This is a genomic window from Kitasatospora sp. NPDC097691 (assembly GCF_040302665.1).
Taxonomy (GTDB): Bacteria; Actinomycetota; Actinomycetes; order Streptomycetales; family Streptomycetaceae; genus Kitasatospora.
Genome location: NZ_JBEORY010000042.1, coordinates 60,295 through 71,238 on the forward strand (window position 1 = coordinate 60,295; position 10,944 = coordinate 71,238).

A 10,944-nucleotide genomic window follows, 5' to 3' on the forward strand; every position below is an offset into this window, starting at 1 on the left:
AGCGCCCTCAACGCTTCCCCGGCGCTGGACTCCACTGTGCACCGGACCGATTGACGTTCGATAAACGCCTGATAGTCAGCCTGCGGACCGAAGAAACCGCAGGTCAGCGATGCCACCCCGGCGCGTCGTACGGCGTGCGGGGCCCCGCGCACCACCCCTGCCCGCACCGTCGTGCTTCCGCAACCCCGGCCACATCGACCCAAGCACGACGAGTTGGCCGGAAAGGGACCCCACGACGCGGTGATCACGCATATTCTCAGATGCCAGTACGCACACGAGTGTCTGCCGCAGAGCGCGTCGGGGTGCAGTCCGTCTGTGTGCTGCGGGGAGCGTGACACACCGCCACCGGCAGCGGCCCGCGAGGCCGCCGAGGAGCCGACCGGAGGCCACGGGTGGAAGGGTGCCTCTCAACGTGACGACCGGACAGATATCCGACGCGTTCCCCGTCGGCGAGGACGCGGGGGACGACGAACCCGAGGTACGGCGGCGCCGCGCGGCCCGTGCCCTGCAGGCGGTCGCCTTCGACACCATCGGCGCGGGGTACGGCGAGGCCTTCCCCGCCAAGGACGGGCAGCTGGCCTGCGGCCGGCGGCTGCTCGCCGAGCTCGAACCCGGCGCCCGGGTCCTGGACGTGGGCTGCGGCACCGGCGATCCCACCGTCCGCCAGCTGACCGGGGCCGGGCTGCGGGTGACCGGCGTGGACCTCTCCGACGTGATGCTCGCCCTGGCCCGGCGGGCGGCGTTCCCCGGCTCGTTCCCGCCGGTGTTCCATCGGATCGACCTGTACGATCTGGCCACCGAGCGCGCCGACCGGGTCTGGAACGTCCCCGCGCTCGGCCCGGACGGCCACGGCGCCTTCGCCGCCGTCACCGCCTTCTTCTCGCTGATCCTGCTGCCGCAGGACGAGATCCCCACCGTGCTCCGGCGGCTCCGCGAACTCCTGCGGCCGGGCGGGCTGCTGGCGCTCGGTATGGTCGAGGCGGACCTGGATCACGTTCCGCTTCCGTTCCTTGGCAGAGAGCTGCGGATCAGTGGGTATCTGAGGGAGGATCTGGAACGGGTTCTGGTCGCGGCCGGCTTCGCCGTCGAGGAGTGTTCGGGGCATCCGTACGCGCCGGCCAGTACCTCGCTGCCGCCGGAGGAACAGCTGTTCCTGTGTTGTCGACGCGTCGGCTGATCGACCGATCGACCGGAACACCCCAGACTGGAACACCCCGACCAGAACACCCACCGACCACACCGAATCCAGGACAGGCACCCGTGCGCGACCAGCTCAAGACCGAGGCGGAGCAGCCGCCCGCCGTCCCGGGCCAGCGCCGCCAGGTCCCGGCCCGGGCGCAGGCCCCGGCGAGGCCGCCGGCCGCGCGACCGGAGCGCGCCGACGTGGCGGACCGCCTCGCCTACCTCGACTCGGCGACCCGGCGGATCAACAGCGCCCTCGACCTGGCCGCGACGCTGCGCAACATCGGCCGGGTGCTGGTCCCGACCCTGGCCGACGCCGCGGTGGTCCACCTCCGCGACCCGCTGCCCAACGTCGAACGCGAGCCCGGCTTCCCGGAGGAGCTGCGGATCCACCACAGCACCGGCACCCGGATCGGCCGCCGCGGCCGCCCGGGCGGCTTCGACGACCGGCGCCGCTCCCGCTACGGCGCCCGCTCGACCGCCGACAGTGGCCCGGCCACCCCGGTGACCCGCGGCGGGGCGCTCGCGCACGCCCTGCTGAGCCGTCGCCCCGCCGAAGCGGCCGTCATCGGCACGCCCGGCGCCGAGCGCACCGAGGTGCTGCTGCGCGAGCTGTACGGCACCCGCGGGGTGGCCCGGCTGGCCGCGGGCACCTCCGTGGTGGCCCTGCCGCTGCGCGGCCGCAAGGCCGTCCTCGGGCTGCTGGTGCTGATCCGCCGCCCTCCCGAACGCACCGGCCGCCCGGTCTTCGACGCCGCGGACACCGCGACCGCCGCGCACCTCGCCACCCAGGCCGGGCTGGCCGTGGACACCGCCCTGCGGTACGCCCGCGAGTGGGAGATAGCCAACGAACTCCAGCGCAGCATGCTGCCGTTGCGGCTGCCGCAGCCGCACGGGGTCCGGCTCGCCCAGCGCTACCTGCCCGGCGAGCGCGGCGCGCAGGTCGGCGGCGACTGGTACGACGCCGTGCCGCTGCCCGGCAACCGGGTCGCCCTGATCGTCGGCGACGTGATGGGCCACTCGCTCACCTCGGCCGCCATCATGGGCCAACTGCGGACCAGCGCCCAGACCTTGGCCGCCCTCGACCTGCCGCCGCACGAGGTGCTCTACCACCTGGACGAGCAGGCCCAGCGGCTCGGCCGCGAACAGCACCTGGCCACCTGCGTGTACGCGGTCTACGACCCGATCGCCAACCGGGTGGTGCTGGCCAACGCCGGACACGTCCCGCCGGTGCTGGTCCGCCCGGACGGGAGCGCCGAGTTGGTGGAGCTGGACTCCGGGGCGCCGATCGGGGTCGGCGGGGTGGACTTCAACTCGGTCGAACTGCCGGCGCCGCCCGGCTCGGCACTGCTGCTGTTCACCGACGGCCTGGTGGAGACCCGCAGCCGCCCGATCAGCGACGGCCTGGAGGTGCTGCGCGCCCGGATCGCCGCCGCCCGATGGCAGTCCCCCGAGCAGCTGTGCATGGAGGCGCTGCGGATCCTGCCGCCCGGCGACCGCGGCGACGACATCGCCCTGCTCGGCGCCTGCTTCGACGGCATCCCGGCCGGGGATGTCGCGCACTGGTACCTGCAGCCGCGCAACGAGACGCCGGGCCGGGCGCGCCGGCTGGCCGCGCACACCCTGCGCCGCTGGGGGCTGGACGAGCTCAGCGAGGCGACCGCGCTGATGGTCAGCGAGCTGGTGACCAACGCCGTCCAGCACGCGACCCGGCCGATCACCCTGAGCCTGGTGCGCACCACCCGGCTGCGCTGCGAGGTCGGCGACGACAGTCCGCTGCTGCCGCGCCCGCGCCGGGCCGGCCCGGACGACGAGCGCGGCCGCGGGCTGCAGATAGTGGCGAGGTGCGCGGACCGCTGGGGCGCGACCCGGCTGGGCACCGGCAAGGTGGTCTGGTTCGAGCAGCGGCTGCCGCAGCCGTAGGCCGCCCGAAGGCCGCGTGCCCGCCGGGACATGAGCGGGCGCCCGGCGGACGGGATCCCACCGGGCGCCTCCCCGGGTTCCCACCGGGCGCCTCGCACGCCTCCCGGGTTCGTCCCGGGCGCCTCGACCGGGGTGCTCAGACCCCGACCGGCTCCTTCGTCGGCTGCTCCTGCAGCCGCGCGATCAGCTGCTCGCCCTCCATGTCCACCTTCGGCACGACCTTCTCCAGCGGCTTCGGGAACCACCAGGCGGCCCTGCCGAACAGCGCCATCGCGGCCGGCACCAGCGCCATCCGCACCACGAAGGCGTCCACCAGCACGCCCACCGCGAGGGCGAAGCCGATCGGCTGGACGATCGGGTCGTGGCCGAAGACGAAGGCGCCGAACACCGAGATCATGATCAGCGCGGCCGCCGTCACCACCCGGGCGCCGCCCTTGACCCCGCCCACGACCGCCTCGCGCGGCGCCTTGCCGTGGACGTGCTGCTCCTTCATCCCGGAGACCAGGAACAGTTCGTAGTCCATCGCCAGCCCGAACAGCACCCCGATCAGCAGGATCGGCACGAAGCTGACCACCGGGCCGACCTTCGGCACGTCGATCACGCCGTCCAGCCAGCCCCACTGGTAGACCGCGACCACCGCGCCGAGCGAGGCGCCGATGCTGAGCAGGAAGCCGAGCACCGCCTTGAGCGGCACGAGCACCGAGCGGAAGGCCAGCGCGAGCAGCACCAGTGCGATGCCGACGATCACGGCGACGAACGGCGGCAGGGCCTGGCCGAGCTTGGTGGAGACGTCGATGTTGGCGGCGGCGGTACCGGTGACGGCGATGTCCGCGCCGGTGGCGGACTTCAGCTCGGCGCGTTGGCCGCGGATCTCGTCGACCAGCGCCTTGGTGCCCTCGTCGTCCGGGCCGGTCTGCGGGATGACGGGCACCAGTGCCGTCCGGCCGCTCCGGTCGACCTGCGGCGGCAGCAGCGTCCGGACGCCCTTCAGGGTCTGCAGCTTGCCCGCCACGCCCTGCACCGCCTGCTCGGGGTGCGGCGCGCCCTGGGTGTCCACGACCACCACCAGGGGCGCGTTGAAGCCCGGCCCGAAGCTGTCGCCGACCAGGTCGTACGCCTTGCGCGCGTCCGTCCCGACGGCCTGCGAGCCGCCGCCCGGAAGCCCGAGGTCCAGACTCGCCGCGGGCACTGCCATGGCGCCGAGCCCGGCCAGGCCGACGAGCAGGACGGGCAGCGGCCGGCGGACCACGAAGCGGGCCCAGCGCTCACCCATGGTGGTCCGGCCGGAGGTGCGCAGGGCCCGCTTCCAGACCGGCAGCCGGTCGACGGAGCGGCCGACGAAGCCCAGCACCGCCGGCAGCAGCGTGATCGCGACCAGGACGGCCACCACGACGGCGCCGGAGGCGGCCAGGCCCATCACGGTGAGGAACGGGACGCCCGCGACGGCGAGCCCGGCGAGCGCGACGACCACGGTCAGGCCGGCGAAGACGACGGCGCTTCCGGCGGTCGCGGTGGCACGGGCGGCGGCCTCCTCCGGTTCCAGGCCCTCGTCCAGGTGGCGCCGGTGGCGGAACAGGATGAACAGCGCGTAGTCGATGCCGACCGCGAGGCCGACCATCAGGGCCAGCACCGGCGCGGTGGTGATGATCTGGAACGAGCCGGTGAGCGCCAGCAGCCCGGCCATCGACACGGCGACGCCGACCAGCGCGGTCAGCAGCGGCAGCCCGGCCGCGACCAGCGTGCCCAGGGTGATCACCAGCACGACCCCGGCGACCAGCAGGCCGATCGACTCGGAGCCGCCCTCGATCTGGGCGAACTTGTTGTACGCGTCGCCGCCGAAGGCCACGTCCAGCCCGGCCGCGCGGGCCGGTTCGGCCGCCGCCTCGACCGCGTCGCGCTGCCGGTCGGTGACGTCGGCGAGCTTGTGGTCGAAGGAGACCAGGGCGATCGTGACCCGGCCGTCCGGTGAGACGGCGCCGGTCGCGTACGGGTCGGGCACCGCGGCCACACCGGGGACGTGGGCGATCCGCTCGACGGCCTCGCCGACCGCCTCGGCCGCCTCGGGCGCGGTGGCGCCGCCGGGCGCGTGGGCGGCGAAGACGACCTGGGCGGAGGCGTGGCCCTGCGCCGGGAAGGTGTCCTTGATCCGGTCCAGGGTCGCCTGCGCCTCGGTTCCGGGCACCTTGAACTCGTCGCTGGTCTTGCCGGCGAAGGCACCGGCGGCCCCGCCGATCGCGATCAGCACGGCGATCCAGACGGCCAGGACGGCGCGCCGTCGCCGGAAGCAGAAGCGGCCCAGTCGGTACAGGTACGTGGCCATGGGCAGTCCCTCGGAGTCGGTCAGCGCAGGTCTCGCTCCACCGTACGCGCAAGTTTGTCGCATGACAAAGTCGCTCGACAGATGCAGCCGACCGGATCGCCCGACACGGTTGACCGACCATGGCGATACCCTGGCTGAATGGCTCATGTCCCCGCCTCCGAACGCCGCCCGCAGCTGATCCAGGCCGCCATCGACCTGATGGCCAGGGAGGGGATCGCCGCCGGCAGCACCCGGGCGATCGCGGCCGAACTGGGCGTGGCACAGGCGACGGTGCACTACACCTTCGGCACCAAGAAGGACCTCTACCGGGCCGTGATCGAGCAGCTGACCGCCGAGTTCATCGGCTACGTCCGCGACGCCTACCCCGGCGACGGCTCGTTCGCCGAGCAGGTCAGGACACTGGTCCACGCGCTCTGGGAGAGCTCGACCGGGCCGGACGGGCGCTGCCTGCTGCTCACCGAGTTCTCGGCGCTGGCGATGCGCGACCCCGACCTGCAGGAGATCATGCGGGGACTCCAGCAGGAGAGCGAGGGCACCGCGACCGAGATGATCACCGCGCTCGCCGAGGCGCACGGCCTGCAACTCGCCACGCCCGCCGAGGAGATCGCCGTCCACTTCCTGACCGGGTTCCACGGCCTGACCGACCGTTACCTGTCGCTGCGCGCCCCCGGCGAGCAGCCCGGCCCGGACACCCTGCGGGCCCTGGACGTCCTGGTGGCCACCGCGGTCGGGCTCTGCCTGGGCACGCCCGCCGACCTCCGGGCACCCGCGACCGACGGGAGCTGACGGCCGATCAGAAGCCGACGGCCGGGCGGGCGTTCAGGGCCGAACGGTCAGGAACCGACGATCCGGACCGGCAGGTCGAGCAGCACCTCGCGCAGCGCCGCCGCGAACCGCTCGAACTCGTCGCCGCGGGCCGAGCCCGGGCGGACGGCCAGGCCGATCCGGCGGCCGGGCGCCGGATCGGCGAAGCGGACGGCGGCCAGCCGGTCGGCGCGCCCGGCCTCGACGTCCAGCGCGGTGGCGGGCAGCAGGGTCACCCCGAGGCCGCCGGCGACCAGCTGGACCAGCGTGGACAGCCCGGCCGCACGGGTGGTCGAACCCGAAGGGTCGGCGCCGACCTCGCGACAGATGTCCAGCGCCTGGTCGCGCAGGCAGTGGCCCTCCTCCAGCAGCAGGACGTCCAGGTCGAGCAGCACGTCGCGCGGGACGTCGATCCGCCCGGCGAGCGGATGGCCGGGCGGGGTGATCAGGACGAAGTCCTCGTCGAAGAGCGGGATGTCCAGGGTCGGGGAGGCCCCGCCGGCCGGGAGCGCCAGCAGCAGGACGTCCAGGCGCCCCGAGGCCAGGCCCTCCAGCAGCGAGGGGGTGCGCTCCTCGTGGACGTGCGGTTCCAGCTCCGGGAAGCGGTCGCGGACCAGCCGCAGCACGGTGGGCAGCAGGTAGGGCGCGACGGTCGGGATGACGCCCAGGTGCAACGGCCCGGTGAACGGGCGGCGGGCGGCCTCGACCTCCTCGGTGAGCGCCTGCAGCGAGGCGAGCACCCGACGGGCGTGCCGGTGCACGCGCTCCCCCAGCGGTGTGACGATCACCTTGCGCGTCGTACGCTCGACCAACTGCGCGCCCAGCGACTCCTCCAGCGCCGCGACCGCGCCGGACAGCGCCGGCTGGCTCGTCCCGGTCGCCGCGGCGGCCTCCCGGAAGTGCCGGTGCTCGGCCACTGCCACGAAGGCCCGCAGCTGGGCGACGGTCGGGGTGCGCGGGCTGCGGACCGTGGCGCTCGTCACAGTCGGGTCGGCCTTGGCGGCGGCGCTGCGCCGGGAGCCCGGCCGCGACGTGGGGGATTCGGTACTGATAACAATCTCCGATCAGACACATCCAGTGTAGCTATTTCCCTGATCAGTCCACGATGTGGAATCGTGCTGGGTGTCCGGAATCCGGACAAAGCTCCCCTCATCTCACTTCAGGAGAAGCGAACGTGCTCACGATCGGTGACAAGTTCCCCGAGTTCGACCTCAAGGCCTGTGTCGACCTGGACGCCGCGAGCGCCTTCGCTGACATCAACCACAAGACCTACGAGGGCAAGTGGAAGATCGTCTTCTTCTGGCCGATGGACTTCACCTTCGTCTGCCCGACCGAGATCGCCGCGTTCGGCAAGCTGAACGACGAGTTCGCCGACCGTGACGCCCAGGTCCTCGGCGTCTCCGGCGACTCCGAGTTCGTGCACCACGCCTGGCGCAAGGACCACAAGGACCTGCGCGACCTGCCCTTCCCGATGCTGGCCGACATCAAGCACGAGCTGATGCGCGCCTGCGGCGTCGAGGCCGAGGACGGCACCGCCCAGCGCGCCGTCTTCATCGTCGACCCGAACAACGAGATCCAGTTCGTCATGGTGACCGCCGGTTCCGTCGGCCGTAACCCCAAGGAGGTCCTGCGGGTGCTGGACGCCCTGCAGACCGACGAGCTGTGCCCGTGCAACTGGAACAAGGGCGAGGACACCCTCGACGCCCAGGCCCTGCTGGCGGGCTGACCCATGGCTCTCGACGACCTGAAGGCCGCCCTCCCGGACTACGCCAAGGACCTCAAGCTCAACCTGGGCTCGGTCATCGGCAACTCCGACCTCCCGGCCCAGCAGCTCTGGGGCACCGTGCTGTCCTGCGCGATGGCCAGCCGCAGCGCCGGTCTGCTGCGCGAGCTGGAGCCGGAGGCCAAGGCCAACCTCTCCCCCGAGGCGTACACCGCTGCCAAGGGCGCGGCCGCGATCATGGGGATGAACAACGTCTACTACCGGACGCTGCACCTGCTCTCCGACAAGGAGTACAGCACGATGCGGGCCGGTCTGCGGATGAACATCATCGGCACCCCGGGCGTCGAGAAGGTCGACTTCGAGCTCTGGTGCTTCGCGGTCTCGGCCATCAACGGCTGCGGCCAGTGCCTCGACTCGCACGAGGCCGTCCTGCGCAAGGCCGGCGTCGAGCGCGAGGTCGTCCAGGCCTCGATGAAGATCGCCGCCGTCCTGCAGGCCGTGGCCGGCGTCCTCGACTCCGAGGCCGCCCTCGCCGCCGTCACCGCCTGACCCACCCGGCACCCGAGCGGGCCCCTCCCGGACTCACGTCCGCGAGGGGCCCGCCGCCGTTTCCCGGTGCTCTCGCTCCGCGCCGTCCTGCCGACGGCCCTGCTCCTGCCCGCGGCGGTCAGTCCGTGGCGGTCAGTCCGTGGCGGGCCGGCCGACCGGAGCCGGCTGAGCGACAGGGGTCGGCTGGGCGGCCGGGGCGGGGTGGGTGGCGGCGGTGCGTTCGGCGGCTTCGCGGGCGGCTTCGAGGGCGGTGAAGACGGCTTGGCCGGCCTCGTTGCGACGGCGGAGGTGGGTGATCACGGTGTTGGTGACGGCGATCAGCGGGACGGCGACGACCGCGCCGCCGATGCCGCCGATGATGCCGCCGGCCGCGACGCCGAGCACCACGCCCAGCGGGTGCACCCGGACGGCCCGGCCGAGGATCAGCGGCTGCAGGATGTGGCTCTCGACCTGCATCACCGCGATCAGCACCACCAGCACCATCAGCGCCGTCCACGGCCCCTGGGTGACGAGGGCGATCAGGACGGCGACGGTGCCGGTGACCAGTGCGCCGACCAGCGGGACGAAGGCGCCCAGGAAGATGATCACGGCCAGCGGCATCGCCAGCGGGACGCCCAGCAGGTCGATGCCGATCCCGATGCAGACCGCGTCGATGAAGGCCACGCACACGGTGCCGCGCACGTAGGCGGTGAGCGTCGCCCAGGCCTTCGGGCCGGCTCCGGCCATCGCGAAGCGGGAGTGCCGGGGCAGCCCGCGCAGCGCCCAGTTCCAGATCCGCTCGCCGTCGTAGAGGAGGAAGAAGGTGGTGAAGAAGGTCATCAGCAGCGCGGTCAGCACCTCGACGGCGATCTGCGCGCCGGTGATCGAGGCCGAGGTGAGCTGATCGGTGTTGGTGGTGATCGCCTTGGTGATCTGGTCGGCGAAGTCCTTGATCTGCTGCTGGGTCAGGTGCAGCGGCCCGGTGATCAACCAGTCCCTCAGCTGGTTGACACCGTCCTTGACCTGGGCGGTGACATCCGGCAGGTTGGTGCTCACCTGCCAGACCACGAACCAGCCGACCAGTCCGATCCCGGCCAGACCGCTCAGGAACACCACGCCGGCCGCCAGCGAGCGCGGCGCCCCCCGCCGGCGCAGCCAGGACACCGAGGGTTCCAGCAGCGCGGCGATCAACAGCGAGGCCAGCACCGAGAAGGCGACCAGCCGCAGCATGTCGACCACGTAGAAGACGACGTAGAGCGCGGCCCCGAGCAGCAGCAGCCGCCAGGTCGACTCGGCGGCCACCCGCAGGCCCCACGGCACCGCCTCGGCGGGGGTGGCGGGCCGACCCGGGTGGTACTCGCGGCCGAGCCCCCCGTGCGCGGCGGGTGCGGCCGGAGCCGGTGCGGCGGGCGCGGGAGCCTCGGCGGCCGGCGCCCCCGTCGGCACGGCCGGCGCCGGGGCGGAGGCGGGGGCGGGGTCGACCCGGGGGACCGGCACCGGGCCGGGCGCCTCGACGACCGGCACCTGCGCCTCGACGAGCGCGTGACCCTCCGTGAGCACGGGCACGGCGAGCTCGTGCGGGTCGGCCGCCATCGCGGCGCGCCTGCGCCGTTCGATCACGGCAGCCGCGCTCGCCACCACGGCCATGCCCTTGGCCACGGCCTTGAAGGCCTTTCCGCCCCGCGCCATCCTCGCTACCACCGATCCCCTGCCCGGTCCGCCGTGCCCGGCGGTACGCCGCGGGTCCCGCCGCGGCCGTCAGGGATGACGCTACCCGGCAAGGGTGCGGCGAGTCCGGCCGCCGGTCAGTTCGATTCGACGACCCGCTTCCGAGAACCAGGGCAAATCGTCATCTTCCCGGTGTTTCGGATGCACTTCGTTGGGGAGGAGTCGGGACGAGACCCCGGAGACCACAGCTCCGGAGGGCACCGAGAGCCAACCGCCGGCGGACCGGCCGGTGCGGGGAGCAACCAGGACCCCTCCCCGCGCCCCGCGTCCGCAACCAGGACCGCACCGCCCGAGAGCGCACTGGTCAGCGCAGCCCGGGCGGCGCGGTTCGTCTCTCTCCCGGGCTTTCTCCCAGGCCTTCTCCCGGCCTTCCTCCCGGCCGCTCGCCGGTTGCCCGGGGCACCGGAACGGCGACGGCCCCGGTCGCCCGCCCGGAAAGGGCGAGCGGCCGGGGCCGTACGGAGTGCACCGCCGCAGCGGCAGCCGCTCCTAGTACCAGCTGTGGGCCTGCCAGAACGACCAGGCGCCACAGGGGCTGCCGTAGCGGCTGTTCATGTAGTCGAGGCCCCACTTGATCTGGGTGGACGGGTTGGTGCGCCAGTCGGCACCGGCCGACGCCATCTTCGAGCCGGGCAGCGCCTGGACGAGGCCGTACGCGCCGGAGCTCTTGTTGGTCGCGGTGTAGTCCCAGCCGCTCTCGCGCTTCACGATCTGGCTGAAGCACTGGAACTGGGCG

The 10,944-nt window shown here is 73.2% G+C and carries 9 protein-coding genes; 5 read left to right on the forward strand and 4 right to left on the reverse strand.

All coding sequences use genetic code 11. From position 1 onward, the window contains the following. The first annotated feature begins 505 nt into the window (after window positions 1–505). Window positions 506–1,177, forward strand: a complete 672-nt coding sequence (locus tag ABTY56_RS25930) for a class I SAM-dependent methyltransferase (protein ID WP_350631587.1) — start codon at window positions 506–508, stop codon at window positions 1,175–1,177. An 83-nt stretch (window positions 1,178–1,260) separates the two neighbouring features. Then, entirely contained in the window at window positions 1,261–3,105 is a 1,845-nt protein-coding gene (locus ABTY56_RS25935) for a SpoIIE family protein phosphatase (RefSeq protein WP_350631576.1), read from the forward strand. Between the two features lie 136 nt (window positions 3,106–3,241). Here the strand turns inward: ABTY56_RS25935 and ABTY56_RS25940 are convergent, their stop codons facing one another. Continuing rightward, window positions 3,242–5,425 carry an MMPL family transporter gene (locus ABTY56_RS25940; protein ID WP_350631577.1) on the reverse strand — a complete coding sequence of 728 codons (2,184 nt, stop codon included), beginning with the start codon at window positions 5,423–5,425 and terminating at the stop codon, window positions 3,242–3,244. Between the two features lie 138 nt (window positions 5,426–5,563). On the opposite strand from ABTY56_RS25940, the gene ABTY56_RS25945 reads away from it, so the two are divergent. Then, window positions 5,564–6,211 (forward strand): TetR/AcrR family transcriptional regulator, encoded by a 648-nt coding sequence (locus ABTY56_RS25945; RefSeq protein ID WP_350631578.1) that lies wholly within the window; start codon window positions 5,564–5,566, stop codon window positions 6,209–6,211. Window positions 6,212–6,258: 47 nt separating this feature from the next. Here ABTY56_RS25945 and ABTY56_RS25950 read toward each other — a convergent pair whose 3' ends face one another. Then, on the reverse strand, window positions 6,259–7,212 hold the full coding sequence (locus ABTY56_RS25950; RefSeq protein ID WP_350631579.1) for a LysR substrate-binding domain-containing protein: 954 nt from the start codon (window positions 7,210–7,212) through the stop codon (window positions 6,259–6,261). A gap of 191 nt (window positions 7,213–7,403) precedes the next feature. On the opposite strand from ABTY56_RS25950, the gene ABTY56_RS25955 reads away from it, so the two are divergent. Both ABTY56_RS25955 and ABTY56_RS25960 read left to right on the forward strand, forming a co-directional pair. Beyond that, complete coding sequence (locus ABTY56_RS25955; RefSeq protein WP_350631580.1) at window positions 7,404–7,955, forward strand: peroxiredoxin; 552 nt, start codon at window positions 7,404–7,406, stop codon at window positions 7,953–7,955. Window positions 7,956–7,958: 3 nt separating this feature from the next. Then, window positions 7,959–8,501, forward strand: a complete 543-nt coding sequence (locus tag ABTY56_RS25960) for an alkyl hydroperoxide reductase (protein ID WP_350631581.1) — start codon at window positions 7,959–7,961, stop codon at window positions 8,499–8,501. A 132-nt stretch (window positions 8,502–8,633) separates the two neighbouring features. Here ABTY56_RS25960 and ABTY56_RS25965 read toward each other — a convergent pair whose 3' ends face one another. Together ABTY56_RS25965 and ABTY56_RS25970 are read right to left on the reverse strand one after the other, a co-directional pair. Further along, window positions 8,634–10,169, reverse strand: a complete 1,536-nt coding sequence (locus ABTY56_RS25965; protein WP_350631582.1) for an AI-2E family transporter — start codon at window positions 10,167–10,169, stop codon at window positions 8,634–8,636. Window positions 10,170–10,697: 528 nt separating this feature from the next. Next, window positions 10,698–10,944, reverse strand: a 247-nt coding sequence (locus tag ABTY56_RS25970) for an aggregation-promoting factor C-terminal-like domain-containing protein (protein WP_350631583.1), incomplete at its 5' end; no start/stop codon positions are given.

Bases quoted from the DNA above. Each gene is read 5' to 3' on its own strand.
- ABTY56_RS25940 (WP_350631577.1), bottom strand. From the start codon at position 5,425: ATGGCCACGTACCTGTACCGACTGGGCCGCTTCTGCTTCCGGCGACGG.
- ABTY56_RS25945 (WP_350631578.1), top strand. From the start codon at position 5,564: ATGGCTCATGTCCCCGCCTCCGAACGCCGCCCGCAGCTGATCCAGGCC.
- ABTY56_RS25960 (WP_350631581.1), top strand. From the start codon at position 7,959: ATGGCTCTCGACGACCTGAAGGCCGCCCTCCCGGACTACGCCAAGGAC.
- ABTY56_RS25965 (WP_350631582.1), bottom strand. From the start codon at position 10,169: ATGGCGCGGGGCGGAAAGGCCTTCAAGGCCGTGGCCAAGGGCATGGCC.